This is a genomic window from Delftia sp. WSY_7 (assembly GCF_043104845.1).
GTDB classification, from domain to species: domain Bacteria; phylum Pseudomonadota; class Gammaproteobacteria; order Burkholderiales; family Burkholderiaceae_C; genus Comamonas; species Comamonas tsuruhatensis.
Genome location: NZ_JBICLB010000036.1, coordinates 26,429 through 45,868 on the forward strand (window position 1 = coordinate 26,429; position 19,440 = coordinate 45,868).

Sequence of the window (19,440 nt, forward strand, 5' to 3'; positions counted from 1 at the left end):
TGCCTATGCCGTCTGCCGCGCCGATAGGCCTTGTGCTGCCGAGGCTTTGCGCTACGTTCTTTGATAGCTGCCCGCGCAATGCCCTGGCCCGGGAGTTGGCGCAGATGCAGGGGAATGGCGCCAGGACCGACAATCGCCCCCATCATGAAAAACACCATCCTGCCCCTGCAATTGTTCGTGCGCCCCGAGCATGACGATCCCCAGCCCCTGATCCTGTACCACGGCCGCCGCTGCCCGGACGGCTATGGCGCAGCGCTGGCGGCCTGGCTGTTCTACGGCGGGCAGGCCGAATTCCGCGGGCTGGACCATGGCGAGATCCAGAAGGCCGACGACCTGGGCGAGCTGGCCGGCCGCGCGGTCTACGTGCTGGACTTCGCCTTCGAGCCCGAACTGATGGCCGAGATCGAGTCGCGCGTGTCCAAGCTCGTGGTGCTGGACCACCACAAGAGCGCTGCCGAAAAGCTCACCGGCTACCAGTGCCGCTGCGGCGTCGTGCACTTCGACATGAACAAGTCCGGCGCGCGCCTGGCCTGGGAGTTCTTCCAGGCCGACAAGCCCGTGCCGGGCCTGATCCGATTCATCGAGGACCGGGACATCTGGAAGTGGGAATTCGCCGAGAGCGCGGGCTTTCTCGCGGCGCTGGACATGGAGCCGCGCAGCTTCGAGCGCTGGGCCGAGATCGCGGCCTTCACGCCCGAGCAGGAAGCTGCCTTCATGGCACGCGGCGGCGCCATGGACGAGAAATTCCAGAAGCTGTGCGCCGACATTTCCGAGTCCGCCCAGCCCCTGGTCTTCAACGGCATGCAGGGCCTGATGGTCAACTGCCCCGGCATGTTCCACAGCCAGGTCGGCGACCTGCTGGCGCGCCAGAGCGGCAGCTTCGCGCTGATGTGGCATGCCAGCACCAAGGGCGTGAAGGTCGGGCTGCGATCGCGCTCGGAGTTCAACTGCATTGCGCTGGCCGAAAGCTTCGGCGGCGGCGGCCATGCCCAGGCCTGCGGCTTCAAGATGGGCAACGAGCGCCTGGTGGAGCTGCTGTCGGGCGTGCTCAAGGCCGATGCCTCGGCCGACTACGCCTACGTGGCCGCGCCGCTGATGGAGCAGCCTGAAACGGGCGCGCCTGCCAAAGCTGCCTGATCCAGCCCGGCCGTCGCCGGCAGGCCCGCACAGGCCTGCCAGCCGGGCAGGGCGCACAGCGCGCGCCATTGCTGCACATCGGGCACATGGCCCAGCCGGCTCCAGTCGGCCTCCAAGCGCAGCGGCTCGCCCGTCATCGGGTGCGCCAGCTCCAGCGCATGGGCATGCAGCCATAGCCGCTGCAGGCCCAGGCGCTCGGCCCACCAGCGGTTCAGCGGCCCCTTGCCGTGCGTGGCGTCGCCAATGATGGGATGGGCCACATGCTTGAGATGGCGGCGTATCTGGTGGCGCCGGCCCGTGGCAGGCAGCGCCTGGACCAGCGAAATCCGCGTGGCCGCATGGCGCGGATCAAAGGCCTCGGGCCATTCCAGGCGCGCCAGGCAGCGCAGCGAAGTCCGTGCGGGCTGGGCTGGCGCGTCCTCGGGCGCATCGTCGGGTCGGAGGGCATGGTCCACCTCCACCGCATCGGGCAGCCAGCCGCGCACCAGCGCCAGGTATTGCTTGCGCACTTGCTGCCCGGCAAACGCCTGGCCCAGCCGCTGCGCGGCCTGGGCATGCAGGGCCATCACCAGCACGCCGCAGGTGCCCTTGTCCAGCCGGTGCGCAGGGTGCACATGGCAGCCCAGCTGGTCGCGCAGGGTCTGCAGCACGAAGCGCGTCTCGTGCGCGTCCAGTCCCGTGCGGTGCACCAGCCAGCCTGCGGGCTTGTAGACCGCCACCAGGTGCTCGTCGCGCCAGAGGATGTGCAGCGGTGCGTCGCCGCACTCGGAGGGCAGCGGCTGGGCGATGGGGGATGAGGGCTGGGACATGAGGGCGTGAGTGTAGGCGCTGCTGTCCACCACGGCCCACGACCCTCTCCCAATACCCCTGCCCAACATCGCCGCTCAGTACCCCCGCGCAGGGCAACGCAGTGCTGCCCGGCAGTGCACGACTGGCGGCTCCTTGGCGATGCAAGATCGCGCCTGGTTCTGCGCTGGCGCATGGACCTCATTTTCGAGCCGCAGTTTTTGAACCTCATCGCAAAGGCACCGCACCGCATGGACCATCGCAGCACCGCTCCCATCCGCATCGCCATCGTCGGCCACGGCAACCTGGGCCGTGGCGTGGAGGCGGCCATTGCCCGCAACCCCGACATGGTGCTGGCCGGCATCTACTCCCGCCGTGATCCGGCGCAACTGCGTCCGCTACAGCCCGGCACGCCCGTGCACGGCATGGACAGCCTGCTGGCCCATCGCGCAGGCATCGACGTGCTGGTGCTGTGCGGCGGCTCCAAGGACGACCTGCCGCAGCAGTCCCCCGCGCTGGCCGCGCATTTCAGCCTGGTGGACAGCTTTGACACGCATGCGCGCATTCCCGGGCATTTCGAACTGGTCGACGCGGCGGCCCGCGCGGCGGGCACCACGGCGCTGATCTCGGCCGGCTGGGACCCGGGCATGTTCTCCCTGCAGCGCCTCATGGGCGAGGCCCTGCTGCCCGATGGCGCCTCCTACACCTTCTGGGGCAAGGGCCTGAGCCAGGGGCACTCCGACGCCATCCGCCGCATTCCCGGCGTGGCCGGCGGCGTGCAGTACACCATTCCCGTGGACGAGGCCGTGCAGCGCGTGCGCAGCGGCGTGCGGCCCGAACTGTCTGCGCGCGAGCGGCACCGGCGCGAGTGCTTTGTGGTGCTGGAGCATGGGGCCGATGCCGACGGCGTGCGCCAGGCCATCACCGGCATGCCGCATTACTTCGACGAGTACGACACCACGGTGCACTTCATCAGCGCGCAGGAGCTGGCCCGTGACCATGCGGCCATGCCGCATGGCGGCTTCGTCATCCGCAGCGGCAGCAGCTCCGATGGGCTGCGCCATTCCATCGAATACCGGCTGCAGCTGGACAGCAACCCGGAGTTCACGGCCAGCGTGCTCGTGGCCTACGCGCGCGCCGTGCACCGGCTGCAGCAATCGGGGCAGACGGGCTGCAGGACCGTCTTTGACGTGGCGCCCGGCCTGCTGTCGCCCAAAACTGCGCAGCAGCTGCGGGCCGAGCTGCTTTAGCCCTGGCCCACGCGGGCCGCGTCTTCCAGCCGGTCCACGTCGCGCAGCGGCTTGAACAGGGTCATCCAGCTGCCGACCACGCCCAGTGTGCACAGGCTGCCCACCACGGCGGCGGGCACCGCGCCCAGCCAGGCGGCGCTGGTGCCGGCACGGAACTCGCCCAGTTCGTTGGACGAGCCGATGAACAGCATGTTCACCGCGTTCACGCGCCCGCGCATGGAGTCGGGCGTGGAAAACTGCACCAGGGCCGAGCGGATGTACACGCTCACCATGTCGGCCGCACCCGCCAGCATCAGCGCCGCCATGGACAGCCAGAACCAGTGCGACAGCGCAAACACCAGATTGGCCACGCCGAAGATGGCCACGGCGGCGAACATCACGCGGCCCACATGGCGCTGTATGGGGCGGGCCGACAGCCACAGGCCCATGGCCACCTCGCCCACGGTCATGGACGAGCGCAGCAGGCCCAGGCCTTCGGGCCCAACCTTGAGCACCTCGTGCGCGTACACGGGCAGCAGGGCCACCACGCCGCCCAGCAGCACGGCGAACAGGTCCAGCGAAATCGTGCCCAGGATGATGGGGCGCGTGCGGATGAAGTGGATGCCTTCGCCAAAGCGCAGCCACAGCGAGCCGCCGGCCGGCGCCATGGCTTCGGCATAGCGCACGGGCACCGTGCCCAGCAGCAGCACGGCCAGCACCAGGGACACGCCGCAGACCGCATAGGTCAGCACGGCGCCGCCCCAGGCGTAGAGCAGGCCGCCCAGCACGGGCGCCGCGATGGCGGCCGTGCGCATCAGCATGCTGTTGGTGGCCAGCGCCTGGGCCAGTTGCTCGCGCGGCACGATCTGCGGCAGCAGGCTTTGCAGGGCCGGCCCCGTGAAGGCGCGGCTGCAACCGAACAGCACCAGCACGGCGTAGATCCAGTGCACATCGTGCGCGGCAGCGCCCTCGTGCCAGGACAGCCACAGCAGCAGCAGGGAGCACAGCGCCGCCACGGCCCAGCTGCCCGACAGCAGGCGCTTGCGGCTCATGCGGTCGCTGAGGTCGCCTGCCGGAATCAGCAGCGCCAGCATGGGCAGGAACTGGGCCAGTCCCACATAGGCCAGGGACATGGGGTCGCGCGTCAGGTCGTAGACCTGCCAGGCGACGACCACGGCCTGCATCTGCTGGGCGAACATGGACAGCATGCGCGCCATGACGAAAGGGACGAAGGCGCTGTTGCGCAGGCCGGCAGCGGGGCTGTCGGCCGAAGTGGGGGGAAGCGGGGAGGAGGGCAAGATCGGAAGTCCGTGGCAGAGCACGCGCAGTATCTGCGAAATGCCGCCGCCCTGCAGGCCGGACCGCCTGCGCCATGCTGCCGACGAAGGCATGCGGCCTGCTCCCACAAACAGCGGGGACGCGGCGCGTGAACATGCCATCACGGGTCAGGCCAGAACCCCGCATCAGAGGAGCAACACACCATGTCCATGTTGTCCATGCAATACGCCGGCACCTTGATCGGGCGCGAAGCGGTCATCGATTTCCCCGATAGCAAGGCTGATGTGCGGTACACGCCTCAGGGCCAGATGGTCTGGCATGTGGTCGATTCCCTGGGCCATGTGTCCGACGGCTGCGAACGGCTCAGCTACCTGCAGGTCAGCGACAGCCTGCACTTCCTCAACTGGATCGAGAAAACCGGTTTCACCGTCAGCCAGGTCATAGACACGGCGCAGGGAACGGTGCAGGCCTTCTGGTCCTTTGCCGATCCGGCCAGCGAGGGAGGCCACCGGTCCTCCATGTTCGTCGAAGGCCGTTTCCGCTTTCGCTGAGAACCCTGCCGGTGCTGCGTGAAACATTGCGGCGGCGGCGCAACATGCCTGTTTTTTGAGCGCCACCGGCAAAGCCAAGGCTGGCGCCGCAAACTCGGGTTGTCCCGAAGCTTGTCCACAGGCAGGCCCACAGTCGCTGGGCATAACCGTCACGCCATCGTCATTTTCTTCATCCAACGGAAAAGTTCCGTGGGATGTGTGCGTGTACTTTCGTCATGATTCAGGTTTTTCGTGGAATTCTGTTCCTGGATCCATCACCGGTGTGCAGCCGCCCGCCGCAGATCAAGGCCCGTGCCCCCGTGAAACATTGCGCGCCTGAGAAACAGGTCCGCAATGCCGCCGCTATGCTGGCCGCATGACCTGGCTGCTTATCGCATTGCATCTGCTGCTCATCGCGGGTTTCGGCCTGCGCATCCTTTTGCGTGACGATGTGCGCCCCGACGTTCGCATGGGCTGGCTCACCGTCATCGTGCTGCTGCCCTACGTCAGTTGCGCGCTGTACTACCTGTTTGGCGAAGTCACGCTGCGCCGCCGCGGCCGGGCCCGGTACCGCAAGGTGCAGGACTTCGCGGCAGGCGCTGCCATGGATCACGGCGCCGCCGTGCCGATAGCGGGCATCGCCCCGCAGTGGCAGGCTGCCTTCGGCTATGCGGCCTCCATCAACCGCTTTGCCGCACAGCCGGGCCACACCGCGCAGCTCATGGCCGATGGCGCCGAGGCCCGCGCCCGCATGCTGGCCGACATGGACGCCGCCCAGCATGAAATCAACGTGCTGTACTACATCTGGCTGGCTGATCACACGGGCACGGCCGTGGCCCAGGCGCTGGTGCGCGCGGCACGGCGTGGCGTGGTCTGCCGCGCCATGGTGGACGGCCTGGGCTCGCGCGCGCTGCTGCGCACCGACCTCTGGCAGCAGATGGCCCAGGCGGGCGTGCAGCTGGCCGTGGCCCTGCCCACCAGCCATCCGATCCGCGTGATGTTCACCAGCCGCCTGGACCTGCGCAACCACCGCAAGATCACCGTGATCGACCAGCGCATCACCTACTGCGGCAGCCAGAACTGCGCGGATGAAGCCTTTGCCGTCAAGGCCCGCTATGCGCCCTGGGTCGATGTCATGCTGCGCATGCAGGGTCCGGTGGTGGCGCAGATGCAGCAGGTGTTCGCCAGCGACTGGGCGCAGGCACGCAGCGTCGCCCAGGTTCCTCCCATGCCGTTGGCTGTCCGGTCCGCAAACGGTCTGCCCGACCGGCCTGCAGGCGGCTTTGCCGCCGTCGTCATTGCCGAAGGCCCGGCCGAGCGGCCCCGCTCCACCTCGCAGCTCGTGTCCACGCTGCTGGCCAGCGCACGGCGCGAGGTCGTGATCTCCACCCCTTACTTCATTCCCGACGCCACGGTGCTCGAGGCCCTGTGCGCCGCCGCCTGGCGCGGCGTGCAGGTCAGTCTCATCCTGCCCGCGCGCAACGATTCGTGGATCGTGGGCGCGGCCAGCCGCAGCACCTACCGCTACCTGCTGCGTGCCGGCGTCATGCTCCATGAATTCCGCCCCGGCCTGCTGCATGCCAAGACCCTGTGCGTGGACGGGCAGGTGGCTTTGCTGGGCTCCACCAACCTGGACCTGCGCAGCTTCGACCTGAACTTCGAGAACAATGTGCTGCTGCAGGACGAGGCCGTGACCCGCGCCATCCGTCAGCGCCAGGGCGAATACATCCGCCAGTCCGACCGCATCACGGCCGCCCAGGTCCACGCCTGGCACTGGGGCCGCCGCATCTGGAACAACCTGCTGGCGATGCTGAGCCCGGTGCTGTGAGCCGAAGGCATCACCGCCGCCGCGCCGGCCCGGGTGCCTTGGCGAAGCCCAGCTTCTCCATGGCCTCATGGGTCTCCAGCACCAGGGCCGACACCTCGGCCACGGTCACCCGCAGGCCGGTGGCGCGCTCGCGCATGTGCACATAGGCCTGCTCCTCCGTCATCTGCTGGTGGTCCACCAGCACGCGGATGGCCTTCTCGATCTGGCGGCGCGACTTGATGGTGGATTCGAGCTTGTCGATCTTGCCCTGCAGCCGCTGCTGGAACCCCTGGGCCGACCTGGCCAGCACCAGCGTGCTGAGAATGCCGGAGGAGCGGAACGGCTTGGTGATCACGCCATGGGCCTGGGTGTCCAGCAGCAGCTTCAGGGTGGTGGGGCTTTCGTAGTCCGACAGGGCGACCAGCGCCGCGTCTACGGTGCCGGCATTCCAGCCGGAGTTGGCCTCCAGATCCTGGGTGACCTGGAAGAAGATCACATCGGCGCCGGAGGGCGGCTCCCCAGGCAGCGGCCAGATGATCCGCAGCCGGCATCCGATGCGCTGCAGCTGCTCGACGATGATGTCGCGGTCCTCCCCGGGTGGGTGGACGACGGCAACGCAGATGCTGCGCAGGTCTTCGTAGAGGCGTCGCAGGCTGGAACTCATGGGCTCACCTCAGCCAGAACTCGGAAAACCCGAAGGTGGATAGATAAGGGTCCGGCCGGATCGGCTCCCCGGCTTCCCAGACGATGTCGAACTGCCCGTCGCTGCGGCAGATGCCTATGCGCGGCGTCAGGCTGCAATGGTTGTTCTCGGGGTCCACGGTGATCAGCCCCTCGGGCGCTTCAAATTTCACCTGATGCACAGCCTCCACCAGTTTGCGCCTGTCCAGGCTGCCCGAACGCTGCAGCGCCTGGGCGAACAGGTGAACCTGGGCATAGGCCAGCTCGGACCACATGCTGGTGGGTCGGTCGCCAAAGCGCGAGCGCCACAGTGCGATGAAGCGCTGGTTGCCCTCGCCGGCCACCGAGCCGAAGTAGGTGGCAGCCGTGATGTGTCCCTCGCACAGCGGCGGGCCGATCTGGCGTATCTCTTCCTCCACCATGGACAGGCTGGCAATGGGAATGCGCAGCGGGTCCAGCCCGAAGTCGCGGTACAGCTGGTAGAACTGCCGCGCAGACTGGCCGACCATGGTGGAGAACACCGCATCGGGCTGCGCGGTGCGGATATCGGCGAGGACTTCCTCGACTTCGGCGCGGCTGGCCTCCAGCGGCAGATAGACCTCGTCGAGCACCTCGCCTCCGTGTTGTTCCACCAGGTCGCGCATGATGCGGTTGGACTCGCGGGGGTAGATGTAGTCGGCGCCCACGAAAAACAGCTTGCGGCCCCGGTTCTGCAGCAGATAGGCGGCCAGTGGCACATTGTTCTGGTTGGGCACGGCCCCCGTGTAGATCACGTTGGGCGAATACTCGAAGCCCTCATAGAACGAGCAATACCACAGCAGTGCGTTGTTGCGCTCTATCACCGGAAGCACCGCCTTGCGGCTGGAAGAGCGCGAACAGCCGAAGATCACGTTGACCTCATCTTCCAGCAGCAGCCGCGTGGCGAGCTTGCGGTACTCCGTCGCATCGCCCCTGGGGTCGTAGGCCACAGGGATCAGCGGTCGGCCCAGAACGCCGCCGAGCTGGTTGATTTCCTCGATGGCCAGGGCAGTGCCGAGGAAGTGCTCGGACTCCGTCACCCCCGTGGGGCCGGAGCGCGAGAACAGCACGCCGATGCGCCAGCCATCGTCCATCTGTGTTTCGTGGGTCATGGAGCGGCTTTCACTGGTTGGAGATTCCTGGTCGCGGGATACGCGTCCAGTGCCTGCGGTCCTGCCGGACGGGCAGCAAGACACGAAGCTTCGGCGGATGCGGGTAAGAATGCGGGGGCATAAGGCATGGTGCTTGCTCCGTGTTGGCAAGGGTCAGACCCGCAGATGCCCGAACACCGCCTCGACCGCACCAACTGCACGGGCCGGCCCCTCGTCGATCAGCTCGCCTTGCTTGAGGATCGCGTACCGGTCCGCCACCTGCAGCGCAAACGGCACGTTCTGCTCCACGATCAGCATCGCCGTGCCATGGCGCTGGCGCTCCTGGGCCAGGGCCTGGGCCAGCCGCTCGATCACCGAGGGCTGCAGTCCCTCCGTGATTTCGTCGAGCACGATCACCGAGGGGCGCATCATCAGCGCCCTGGCCAGCAGCAGCATCTTCTGCTCTCCGCCCGACAGCGTGCCCGCAGGTTGCTGCAGCCGGCTGCCGAACAGCGGAAACAGGGGCTCCACGGCGGCCAGGCGCTCCGGAAACAAGGCCTGCTGCGCCAGTCCCAGCCGCAGGTTGTCGCGGATGCTGAGGTCGGCAAACAGCGCATGCTCCTGTGCCGCGTAGGCCATGCCACGCCGGGCGATGCGGTGGGGTGCCATGCGCGTGATGTCCTCGCCATGCAGGCGCACGGCCCCCGTCTTCTTGGGCAGAAAACCCATGATGGTCTTGAGCAGCGTGCTCTTGCCCATGCCGTTCTTGCCCAGCAGTGCGACGGCTTCGCCCTGGCCTATGGCCAACGACAGATTGCGCAGGACGACCGAGCCCCGGTAGCCGCTGGTGACACCGTCCAGTGCCAGCACGGTGGAATTCATGCCGCCTCCTTGTGCCCGTGGGCACTGCCCGAATAAATCGTCCTGACCAGGGGCGAGTCCACCACCTCGCGGAAACTGCCCTGCATGGCGATGCTTCCCTGGTGCAGCACCACGACACGCGTGGCGATCTGCTCCACGAAGTCCAGGTCATGCTCGACCAGCAGGCAGCACAGCCGGTAGCGCCCGGCCAGCGAGGCCAGGACTTCGCCGATCTGCGTGCGCTCGGTTTGGGTCAGCCCGGCTGTGGGCTCGTCCAGCAGCACCACGCGCGGCTCCAGCGCCAGCACCATGGCCAGTTCAAGCGCCTGCTGCTCGCCGTGGGACAGGTCGCGCGCCACGTGGCCGAGCTTGTGCTCCAGCGCCGTCATGCGCACCACATGCAGGGCATAGGGCGGCAGGCGCAGCGCGCCATCGCGACGCACCAGCGAAGGCCGCTCAAGCCGCGTTCCTGCAATGCGCAGGCACTCGGCCACGGTCAGCGATTCGAAGATATTGGCGTTCTGGAACTTGCGCCCCAGCCCGAAGCGCACGCAGGCCTCGGGAGGCTGGCGCCCAATGTCATGGCCGCACAGCCGTATCGTCCCCGCGCTGCGCTCGGCGCCGTCGCTCATGCAGCGCATCAGCGTCGTCTTGCCGGCGCCGTTCGGCCCGATCAGCCCCACCAGCTCCCCGGCATGGGCCTCCAGATCAATGCCCTGCAGCACCTTCAGTGCACCGTAGTGCCTGGCCACACCCTGCATGTGGATGGCCGCTTTCTGCAGCCTGTCCTCCCCGTCCGGCATGCCGTCCATCTCCCGCGGGGCGCGCTCCTGCAAAAGAGGCGGGTCCTCAGCGTCCTGGCCGGTCCTGAAGGGCTTGAGCAGCAGGGGCATCAGGCCTTGCGGAAGCAGCACGATCACGACGACGAAGGCCGCCCCCAGGATGAGTTGCCAGGCAAACGGCATGCTGCTGCCGAGATAGGCGGAGGCCACATTGATCAGCACCGCGCCGGCCAGAGGGCCCCACAGCGTGCCCCTGCCGCCCAGCGCCACCCAGATGATGAACTCGGTACCCAGCGCAAAGCCCGCCAGCTCGGGCGCCACCACGCCGCTGAAGGAGCCGTACCCGAATCCGGCCAGGCCCGCGACGGCCGCCATGGCCACCAGCAGGAGGATCTTGACGATCGATGTATCGAGGCCCAGGTAGGTGCAGCGCACTTCGTTGTCGCGGATGGCCGACAGCACCCGGCCGGCGTCGCTGCGCACCAGCATCCAGCCCAGGCCGCCTGCCATTGCCAGCGCGCCCATTGCGATGCCGTACCAGGCCTGCATGGACAGATCGAAACTCTCGTAGCCCGTCAGGCCCGAACTGGACCCCGTCCACTCGCCGCCGGACAGCAGCAACTGCGTCAGCACGATGGGCAGCACCAGCGAGATCACCGTGGCAAAGAACGGGGAAGCTCCCCGGTAAAAGGACAGCCAGCCCACCAGGGCCGCCACGACGGCGCAGGCAGCCACCGCCAGCCCCATGGCCAGCAGGGCCGAGGCCGGACCCGGCCCCATGTATGTGAAGACCAGGCCGGCCGCATAGGCGCCCATGCCGAAGAACGCTGACTGCCCGAAGGTCAGATAGCCCGTATGGCCCCAGAGAATGTCCACGGTCACGGCCACGATGGCGAAGAAAAAGGCCTTGACGAGAATGTTCTGCAGATAGCTGTCGAAAATCCAGGGCCCTGCCGCGAACGCCAGCACGGCCAGTGTTGCCAGGACTGCCGTGGGGCGCAGCCAGGGCGCTGATGCGGTCCGGGCGGGCAGCGCGGCGCTGCCAGGTATGTGTGCTTCAGCCATGGGAGAACCCCCGTGGGCGGATGCGCAGCGTGACGGCGGCAAGAACGGCGATGGTCAGGCCGCCAAGGACCGGGCTGGCATAGGTGCTGACCAGCACCTGGGCCGTACCGAACACCGCACAGGTCAACAGCAGGCCGCCCATGGAATGGCCGGACACCATGACCAGCATGAAGGCGCTGACCAGCCAGGACAGGCCCATGTTCGGGTCCACGCTGGACAGCGGCGTGATCATGGCGCCGGCCAGGGTGCCCAGGCCGGCGCCGAGGCTGAACGTGATGAAGCGCACTCGTCCCGAATGGATGCCCAGGCTGCTGGCGAGGTCCTCATTCATGATCACGGCGCGCGTCCTGACACCGAAGTCCGTGGCATTGAGCAGGCCCGCCAGCAGCAGGCACATGAGCAGCGCGACGGGCACCAGCAGGAGCCGGTAGGCCGAGTAGTCCACCCCCAGGAACTGCCAGGTTCCGGACAGCGGAGCGCTGACGAACTGCACCTCGCGGCCGAACGCCATCATGATCAGCTGGCCGATGACGATGCCCAGGCCCCAGGTGGCCAAAATGGCATCGAGCGGCCGCCGGTACAGCGGCCTGACGATCAGCCGCTCCACCAGCATGCCCGCCGCCACGCCCGTGACGAAGGCCAGCGGCCAGCCCAGCCAGGGATCGATCTGCAGCCGGGTCACCACGTAGCTGGCATAGCCGCCCAGCGTGAGCAGGGCGCCATGCGCGAAGTTGACGATTTTCATCACCCCGAAAATCATCATCAGCCCGACCGTGACGATGAACAGCATGCTCGCCGTGGTCAGCAAATCCAGTAGCAGTACCATGGTGCCTCCTTGCAGGGTTGCGGTGGAAGGGGGCTGCCCGTCACTTGAGGTTCGGGCACTGCATGCCGGGGTCCACCTTCTCGAAAGTCTCCAGCACCTTGACCGTCCCGTCGGCCTGGACCTGGCCCAGGCGCATGGCCAGCGGCGTGTGCCGGCTGCGGTTCATCTGGATGACGCCGCGCGGGCCATTGAAGGACACCTCCGCCAGCGCCCTGATCACCAGCGCCGCGTCCGTGGAGCCGGCCTTCTCCACCGCTGCCTTGAACAGATGGAAGGCTTCGTACTGCGGTTCGGACAGCTCGTTCGGCGTCTTCATTTCCGCTCCGAACTTCTTTTGCATGGCCTGCATGAAACGGTTGTTCTCCGGCGTGTCTATGCCGGTCAGGTACGAGGCCGACAGGAGCATCCCCTGCGCATCGGTGCCCATGGTCCTGGCCGTTCCCTCGTCGACGGCCAGGTTGCCGTAGGCCAGCGACAGGCCTGCAGCCTTGAGTTGCTTGGCCAGGGACACATTGGGGGCGCCGCCCGCCGTGGCGCTGATCAGGGCGTCGGCCTTTGCCGACCGGAGCTTGGACAGCACCGAAGTCCAGTCGCTGCCATCGATGGGCAGATATTCCTCGCCCACCACCTTACCGCCCTGCTGCTCTATGTACTTGCGCGTGAATGCCAGCATGCCGCGGCCGAACGCATAGTCATTGCCCACCAGAAAGAAGTTCTTGGCATTGCGGTTCTTGGCGAGAAAATCCACCATGGGCGCCACCTGTTGCTCGGGCACCCAGCCGTTGACGTACATCCAGGGATTGCACGAACGGCCTTCGTAGAACGACGTGTAGATATAGGGGAGCTTGCCCCGGTTGATCACGGGCAGCGCCGCGTTGCGCGCGGCGCTGGTTTCCATGGCGATCACCACGCTGACCTTCTTCTGGAACACCAGGGTGTCGAAGGCCTTTTGCGCGCCCACGGCGCCCGAGGCGTCGTCGGCAATCTCCAGTTCGACCTTGCGCCCCAGGATGCCGCCGGCCGCATTGATCTCCTCCACCGCCAGTTGCGAAGCCTGCACCACGGCCGGGGCCACGACGCTGTTGGCGCCTGAAAGTCCGACCGCCACGCCGATGCGCAGGGGCTCGGCGGCGTGTACCTGCCATGCCAGCAAGGGCGCGAAAGCCAGGGCCGCAGTGCGGCGTGCAATGGATGTGAGCGTTTTCATGCAAATGGCTCCAAAAAAAGAGGGGGATGGATGGAAAGGGCTCAGGGCTGTGGGCGCGGCCATCCCGTGCCCAGCATGGCGTCGTAGATGTCGGTCCTGCGGTCGCACAGCACATGGTTGAAGGCGCTCAACCGGCGCTTGCGGCGCGCGTCCTCCAGTTCGATCGATGCGTGCAGGATCTCCTCGGCATGCACCGAGGCGGGGCCGGCCAGCGGCCAGCCTTCAGCGCCCACGATCAGGCTCTGGCCTATGAAGGGCTGGCCGCGCTCCGTGCCGGTGCGGCAGGCGCAGACGATGCTCAACGCGTTGCTGTGTGCATTGGCCATGGCCAGCGTATTGGCCATGGCCGGCCGGTCTGCGGGCTGACCTCCCATGGGGACCCAGTTGGTCGGCATGGCCACGATGTCCACGTCCTGCATGGCCAGCAGGCGATAGGTTTCGGGAAACCAGCCGTCATAGCAGATCAGCACGCCCAGGCGCCCCCATTCGGTGTCGAACACGGGCAGGCCCCGGTCCCCGGGCTCGAAGAACACGTTCTCGTCTCCCCACAGGTGCAGCTTGCGGTAGGTGCCCAGGTATCCCTGGGGACCCAGGACCACGGCGGTGTTGTAGAGACGGTCGCCCGCGCGCTCGGCAATGCCGGCAACGATGTGCACATTGCAGCGCCGCGCCACATCCATCCAGACCTGGGTGCAGGAGCCGTCCGGGACGGACTCCGCCAGCGCAAGTGCCTCGGCGCGGCTGGCAAAGACATAGCCGGTGTTGGCCAGCTCGGGCAGCACCACGAGGTTGGCGCCCTGGGCGGCGGCGCGCTCGATCAGATCCACCGAGTGCGCAAGGTTTTCGCCCTTGCGCCCCACGCGAGGCTCCATCTGGATGCTGGCCACCGCAAGCGGGGGCCTCGGGGATGCCGGGGATACCGTGGACGGCGGGCGCGAGTCAGGAAGACTTTCCGTAGAAGACATGCAGGCTCCAAAAAGCAAAAAGCCCCCGACGGCGCCGTAGGCGCATGTCAGGGGCTTTCATAGCCGATATGAGTCAGCAGTTATTGCTGAGGTTGGGCGCGAGAGAGGTCTCGACCGTGGCAACCATGTTGTCGTCCCGATTGACGGGTGTCAAACCAGTAGATTCCCGTACATGGGCTGGCGCAGGCCGTCTCCTTCCGAAAAAGAAAAAGGCCTGCGCAATGCAGGCCTTGATCGGGGCTTGTCGAGACGCTGCAGCGCGCTCAGCGGCCCACGCGCTCGCTCTCGACCACCATGTCCAGCACATAGGCGTAGGCCGATGCGTCGGCCGGCACGTTCTGGCGCTTGTAGCGCTGGATGCGCAGCACGTTGCGGATGCCGGGCTCGTGCTTGTAGCCCTCGATCTCGCTGTAGAAGTTCTCCCACTCGCCGGTGGAGGTCTTCACGCCGTTGTCGCCGTAGCGGATCTCGCGCACGCGCAGGCACTGGAAGTCCTTGATCAGCGGGTGGTTGCAGGCCGTGCGCTGGGGCGCCACTTCCAGGAAGATGCGTTCGCCTGCGCTGCCGTACTGGGTCTGGGCCGTGGGCGAGCCTTCGAGCTGCCAGCGCGTGCCGTCGATGAAGGTGAGCGTCAGGCGCGCAGGCTGCTTGCCTTCGCCCAGTTGCACGGACCATTGCTTGGCCGTGGGCAGGATGCGGGCCACCTTTTGCTCCAGCGCCATCAATTGGTCGTCATCGCAGGCCATCAGCGTGCTGGCGGCGCGCTGGGTGGCGATGCGGTTGCCTTCGGTGCGGTAGCCCGTGGTCACCACGTTGCACAGGTTCTTGACGGCCAGGCGCTGGTCGGCGAACTCCAGTTGCAGGGGCCGCTTGCGCGAGGCGGCCGTCAGGAACCAGCTCTGGTCCTCGGTGCCCTGGGGCGTGAAGGCCTGGCGAAGACTCCAGTGGTAGGCGGTCAGCGATTGGGCGTCACCGGGCGGGCCGGCAGGAGCCGACACCTGGGGCTTGGCGCCGTCTTCGGCGTTGCCGCCCTTGTCGATATGGCTGCAGGCGCCGAGCCCCATGGTGACGATCACGGGCAGGCACCAGGTCCAGCTTGGCTTCATGTTGAGTTCCTTGGTTGATGGGTACAGGTACAGGCGCAGCGGCGGCAGGCTTGGGCAGCCCGGGTGCGGCATGAGCCGCACCGGCCCTGGCCGAACCGGGGCACCATAACGCAGATGCGCGGCGGCGCTTGTCAGAACGGGGCGCTATTCACATTCGTTTGCATCTATTTGATGCAGACGGAAAAACCGATTGCTGCAAAGTTGCCGGCCATTGCATTGCGCTCGGGTGAGAATAGGCGGCCAGCCGCCATGCCATCCGCAGGCAGCGGCACCGGAGCAAGGAGCAGGTTCGTGTATCGACGTTGGAGTGCAGCAAACAGGGTGCGTGGCATGCGCTGCGCAGGGGCTTTGGCCGTCATCATGGTGCTGGCGGGCTGCGGCTCGACGATTCCCCAGCATGTGCCGGTGCAGGAGAGCTTCGGCTCCACCGAGACCTTCTCGCGCATGTTCGATGCCTCGCCGGCCCAGACCTGCGAGGCCGCGCGCCGCGCGCTGCTGAGCCAGGGCTACATCGCCATGGCGCGCACGGCCGAACTCATAGAAGGCAGCAAGAGCTTCCAGCCCGACCCGGAGCTGAACCTGCAGATGAACATCCGCGTGGTCTGCGTGCCGGAGACCGCCGACGGCCAGGTCAGCATCGGCTTTGTCACGGCGCTGCAGGACCGCTATACCCTGAAGAAGAGCGCCAACTCGGCCAGCCTGGGCGTGGGTGCGCTGGGGTCCGTGTCGCTGCCGTTCTCCTCGGGCAGCGACTCCATGGTCAAGGTGGGCAGCGAGACGATTGCCAAGAGCGGCTTCTACGACAGCTTCTTCGAGCTGGTCTCGCGCTACCTGGCGCAGGACCGCGACTCCATCGCCGTGCCCACGCCGGTGGCGCCGCAGAACACGATTCCCTCGGCCGACCACTGACGCCGGCGGGCGCCACAGCCCCGTTCACGCCGCCAGGAACAGCGCCGGGTCCACCATGCTGCGGTTGAGCATCACGCCCCAGTGCAGGTGCGGGCCGGTGACGCGGCCCGTGGCGCCGACCTTGCAGAAGGCCTCTCCCGTGTCCAGCTGATCGCCCAGCTTGCACTGCACGCTGCTCAGGTGGCAGTACATGCTCAGCAGGCCGCCGCCGTGGTCCAGCCACACGGTGCCGCCGTTGAAGAAATAGTCGCCCACGTCCACCACCTTGCCCGGCAGCGGCGCGACGACGTTGGTGCCGGTGGCTGCCGCGATGTCCATGCCGCTGTGCGGATTGCGCGGCTGGCCGTTGAACACGCGGCGCAGGCCGAAGCTGCTGCTGCGCCGGCCCGGCACGGGCTGGCGCATGCGCAGGTCGCCGGGGCGTGCGGGCGGCTCGGTGAACAGCGCCATGATGGTCTGCTGGTGGGCGCGCTCACGCTGGTAGCGCGCATCGTCCTCGGGCGACAGGTCCACGGTCTTGGGCGAGACCTTCAGGCGCTGCTCGGTGTACTTCTTGTCACGCACCTCGTAGGCCAGGGAGCGCGCTGCGCCTTCGCCCTTCACGGTCACGCTGTGGGTGCCAGGTGCGGCCGACAGCGCAATGCCGACCACGGCCGTCCATTCGATCATGTCGCCCACCACCAGCACGGGCACGTCGCCGGCCAGTACCTGGGGCCGCTGGGATGCGGGCCCCAGCGACAGGCGGGCCACGCCGCCGGGCACGCGGCTGTCATGGGGCCAGGGGGATTCGCTGGAGGGCGCTGCGGCCTTGGCGGCCCAGGAGGGAAGGATCAGGCCCGCGCCCGAGGCGCACAGGGATTGCACGAACAGTCGGCGGGAGCGGGGATTCGTCGTCGGTATCTGCATGGATGAAGCGGCGGGCTTGGCGCCGGCATGGGGCCGTTATCGATCGCCCCATTGTCCGCCAAGCGTGCACCAAGCCAAACCTCTGCCGGGCCGTTCAGCGGTCCCGGCGTTCGTCACGTCCGCCGCGCCGTTCCTGCGGGCGGGATGCGTTGGCCATGCGCTGCTGCTGTTGGCGCTGCTCCTGCTGCGCGCGGGCCTGCTGCTGCTGGGCGCGCGCCTGGGCCTGCTGTGCCTGCTGGAGCTGCATGCGTTGCTGCTGCGCCTGACGCTCCTGCATCTGGGCCTGCATTCTGGCCTGCATCTGTTCCTGCGCACGGGCTTGTTGCTGTTGTTGCTGCAACTGCTGCTGGCGGGCCTGCATCTGCGCCTGTTCGCGGGCCTGGTCCCTGGCCTGCATCTGCATCTGTGCCTGGCGCTGGGCCTGTTGTTGCTGCCGTTGTTGCTGTTGCTGCCGCGACTGCTCCTCGCCACGCAGGCGGGCGGTCTGCATCTCCATCTGCTGTTGCTGCTGCTGGCGCATGCGCGCGGCATCGGCCATGGAACGGTCGCGGTCCTGCCGGTCCTGCTGCCGCATGCCCTGCTGCGCGGCGGCAGACGACCACGAAGGCACGCGGGAATCGCGGCCCCGTTCGCCCGGCATGGCGGCAGCGGGCAGGGCGGCTGGCGGGCGCTGCACCCCTGCAGCCTGGGTCGAATGCGGAGCCTGCGGCCACTTGCCGAACTGGCCCGGCTGCGAGGCCGGCACCGGGTTCATCCTGGGCTGCAACGCTGCCTGCGGCCGGTCATCGGGCCGCAGGCCCGGGCGGCCGCGATCGGCGCCGTCATGCCGGGCAGATCCTTGCGTGGCGCCGGGCGGCAGCATGCCCTGGGAAGACGCCGGCGGGCCGCCCTGCGGTGGCCTCAGGCCCAGCCGCTGCGGCATGCCGCCATGCGCTGCGGCGGCCGCGCCTGCCATGCCGGCGGCGCCGGCCAGGGCCGCCGCGGCCATGCCGCCCGGGCGCGGATCGCCGCCCTGTGGCGGGTTGGGCGGGTTGCCGGCAGGGCGGGGCTCGACGTGCGGGTTGTTCGCGATGTGGGTGACGTTGCCACCGTTGTTGATCTGCGTGTTGCGGATGTTCTGCACCACTGTGGTCGAGCGCGTCACATAGGTGTTGTTGTTGTAGATCACGGCTGGCCGGCGCGAGGGCGGTGGCGGCGGCTCGTTGCGGTGCCAGCGGTAGCCGGGCTCGCCCCAGCGCATGCCCCAGGAGTTCCAGCCCCAGGGGCGACGGTCCACGGACTCGGCGAGGATCACGCCTGCGCCAAAGCCGATCAGCCCCGCCACCACGGGCGCGGCCGAACTGCCCACGTAGACGGGCTGCGGCGCCACGATGGGGCGGTAGCCGCCATACACCGGCAGCGGCTCGCCATACACCACACCCGGGTCGTACTGCGGCACATAGACGGTGTCGGGCTGGGCGGGAGTGATCTCGATGAACTGCGAGGGCGCATCGATCACCGGCACCGGCAGCATGGACGACAGGGGCTCGCCCATGTCCTGGGGCGCTGGCTGGGGATCGCGCGGCGGGGCGTCGGCCGCGGCCACGGCCACCTTGAGCCGGCTGGAGTCCTTGAGCGTACCGGCCTTGTAGGCGCGCTGGCGCATCACCTGGATGGCGTTCATCACGTCGGCCGGATCGTTGTAGTAGGCCCTGCCCAGGGCCGTGGTCCAGGGAATGTTGGAAGACAGCTGCGCCAGCACGTTGGGAAACTGGGCCAGGGACTTGACCGACGGGTCCCAGTCCTGGCCGTTGACGGCGTCCTGCAGTTCCTGGGGCTTGAGGCCCGGGTTCTGCCCCAGCCAGACCTCGGCGGCGCCGACCTGGTCGGGATAGGTGGAGGCGGCCAGCACCTGGGCCACGAGCTTGTCGGGGTACAGCGCAATGGGCGCCACCATCTGGTAGAGCGTCTCGGCCGACGGCGGCACATAGGCCACGGGCGTGGCGACGGGTTGGGCGCTTTCGGTGGCAGGCGGCAGCGGCGCGCTAGCGGCCTGCGGGGGCTTGTCCTGGGATTCGTTGCAGGCGCTCAGCGCCAGGGCGGCGGCCAGGCCCAGCACGCTCAGGCGCAGGGCGCCGGCGTGGGAAGCTGAGGGGGCCATGGTGCGTGCTCTGGGCACGGCGGATTGCAGCATTGCGTTCTCCTGGGCAGGAACGCCTTGCGCGCCGAAGCGGCAAGGCACATGTCATTTGAACGCCAAAGTGCACGCTGCGTTGA

General features: G+C 67.8%; 17 protein-coding genes. 5 read left to right on the forward strand and 12 right to left on the reverse strand.

Going from position 1 to position 19,440, the window contains the following annotated elements:
- Positions 1 to 144: 144 nt before the first annotated feature.
- Positions 145 to 1,137, forward strand: a complete 993-nt coding sequence (locus ACF8ME_RS21635; RefSeq protein WP_392418164.1) for a DHH family phosphoesterase — start codon at positions 145 to 147, stop codon at positions 1,135 to 1,137.
- Here ACF8ME_RS21635 and ACF8ME_RS21640 read toward each other — a convergent pair.
- On the reverse strand, positions 1,077 to 1,946 hold the full coding sequence (locus ACF8ME_RS21640; RefSeq protein WP_392418166.1) for a pseudouridine synthase: 870 nt from the start codon (positions 1,944 to 1,946) through the stop codon (positions 1,077 to 1,079). The two genes, ACF8ME_RS21635 and ACF8ME_RS21640, sit on opposite strands and share 61 nt — an antisense overlap.
- 228 nt (positions 1,947 to 2,174) lie before the next feature.
- Here ACF8ME_RS21640 and ACF8ME_RS21645 point away from each other — a divergent pair, with 228 nt between their 5' ends.
- On the forward strand, positions 2,175 to 3,173 hold the full coding sequence (locus ACF8ME_RS21645) for a diaminopimelate dehydrogenase (RefSeq protein WP_392418167.1): 999 nt from the start codon (positions 2,175 to 2,177) through the stop codon (positions 3,171 to 3,173).
- On the opposite strand, the gene ACF8ME_RS21650 is transcribed toward ACF8ME_RS21645, so the two are convergent.
- Positions 3,170 to 4,543: an MFS transporter gene (locus ACF8ME_RS21650; protein WP_151020086.1), complete on the reverse strand. Its 1,374-nt coding sequence runs from the start codon at positions 4,541 to 4,543 to the stop codon at positions 3,170 to 3,172. The genes ACF8ME_RS21645 and ACF8ME_RS21650 overlap by 4 nt on opposite strands.
- A 90-nt stretch (positions 4,544 to 4,633) precedes the next feature.
- Between ACF8ME_RS21650 and ACF8ME_RS21655 the strand changes: the two genes are divergently transcribed.
- Together ACF8ME_RS21655 and cls are read left to right on the forward strand one after the other, a co-directional pair.
- Complete coding sequence (locus ACF8ME_RS21655) at positions 4,634 to 4,981, forward strand: hypothetical protein (RefSeq protein WP_012204400.1); 348 nt, start codon at positions 4,634 to 4,636, stop codon at positions 4,979 to 4,981.
- 355 nt (positions 4,982 to 5,336) lie between these two features.
- On the forward strand, positions 5,337 to 6,788 hold the full coding sequence (gene cls / locus ACF8ME_RS21660; RefSeq protein ID WP_392418170.1) for a cardiolipin synthase: 1,452 nt from the start codon (positions 5,337 to 5,339) through the stop codon (positions 6,786 to 6,788).
- A gap of 10 nt (positions 6,789 to 6,798) precedes the next feature.
- Here cls and ACF8ME_RS21665 read toward each other — a convergent pair whose 3' ends face one another.
- The 8 genes from ACF8ME_RS21665 to ACF8ME_RS21700 form a co-directional block, all read right to left on the reverse strand.
- Positions 6,799 to 7,431 carry an ANTAR domain-containing response regulator gene (locus ACF8ME_RS21665; RefSeq protein WP_206424536.1) on the reverse strand — a complete coding sequence of 211 codons (633 nt, stop codon included), beginning with the start codon at positions 7,429 to 7,431 and terminating at the stop codon, positions 6,799 to 6,801.
- A 4-nt stretch (positions 7,432 to 7,435) separates the two neighbouring features.
- Positions 7,436 to 8,578, reverse strand: a complete 1,143-nt coding sequence (locus tag ACF8ME_RS21670; RefSeq protein ID WP_047218589.1) for a transporter substrate-binding domain-containing protein — start codon at positions 8,576 to 8,578, stop codon at positions 7,436 to 7,438.
- 153 nt (positions 8,579 to 8,731) lie between these two features.
- Positions 8,732 to 9,439, reverse strand: coding sequence for an ABC transporter ATP-binding protein (locus ACF8ME_RS21675; RefSeq protein ID WP_065347366.1), 708 nt, complete (start codon positions 9,437 to 9,439; stop codon positions 8,732 to 8,734).
- Entirely contained in the window at positions 9,436 to 11,265 is a 1,830-nt protein-coding gene (locus ACF8ME_RS21680; RefSeq protein WP_392418172.1) for an ATP-binding cassette domain-containing protein, read from the reverse strand. The genes ACF8ME_RS21675 and ACF8ME_RS21680 overlap by 4 nt, the downstream gene beginning before the upstream one ends.
- Positions 11,258 to 12,091, reverse strand: a complete 834-nt coding sequence (locus tag ACF8ME_RS21685; protein WP_209672658.1) for a branched-chain amino acid ABC transporter permease — start codon at positions 12,089 to 12,091, stop codon at positions 11,258 to 11,260. Before ACF8ME_RS21685 ends, ACF8ME_RS21680 begins: the two co-directional genes overlap by 8 nt.
- Positions 12,092 to 12,131: 40 nt before the next feature.
- Positions 12,132 to 13,298, reverse strand: coding sequence for a substrate-binding protein (locus ACF8ME_RS21690; RefSeq protein ID WP_209672659.1), 1,167 nt, complete (start codon positions 13,296 to 13,298; stop codon positions 12,132 to 12,134).
- A gap of 41 nt (positions 13,299 to 13,339) precedes the next feature.
- On the reverse strand, positions 13,340 to 14,170 hold the full coding sequence (locus ACF8ME_RS21695) for a nitrilase family protein (protein ID WP_047218623.1): 831 nt from the start codon (positions 14,168 to 14,170) through the stop codon (positions 13,340 to 13,342).
- Between the two features lie 356 nt (positions 14,171 to 14,526).
- The gene (locus tag ACF8ME_RS21700) at positions 14,527 to 15,369 is read right to left on the reverse strand and encodes an META and DUF4377 domain-containing protein (protein WP_034348043.1); all 843 of its coding nucleotides are present in this window, start codon (positions 15,367 to 15,369) and stop codon (positions 14,527 to 14,529) included.
- Positions 15,370 to 15,699: 330 nt separating this feature from the next.
- Here ACF8ME_RS21700 and ACF8ME_RS21705 point away from each other — a divergent pair, with 330 nt between their 5' ends.
- A complete protein-coding gene (locus ACF8ME_RS21705) occupies positions 15,700 to 16,278 on the forward strand; it encodes a DUF2242 domain-containing protein (protein ID WP_016450474.1) in 579 nt (192 codons plus the stop codon).
- 24 nt (positions 16,279 to 16,302) lie between these two features.
- Here the strand turns inward: ACF8ME_RS21705 and ACF8ME_RS21710 are convergent, their stop codons facing one another.
- Together ACF8ME_RS21710 and ACF8ME_RS21715 are read right to left on the reverse strand one after the other, a co-directional pair.
- Positions 16,303 to 17,184 (reverse strand): peptidoglycan DD-metalloendopeptidase family protein, encoded by an 882-nt coding sequence (locus ACF8ME_RS21710; protein ID WP_016450475.1) that lies wholly within the window; start codon positions 17,182 to 17,184, stop codon positions 16,303 to 16,305.
- Between the two features lie 94 nt (positions 17,185 to 17,278).
- On the reverse strand, positions 17,279 to 19,357 hold the full coding sequence (locus tag ACF8ME_RS21715) for a DUF3300 domain-containing protein (protein ID WP_392418174.1): 2,079 nt from the start codon (positions 19,355 to 19,357) through the stop codon (positions 17,279 to 17,281).
- Positions 19,358 to 19,440: the final 83 nt, after the last annotated feature.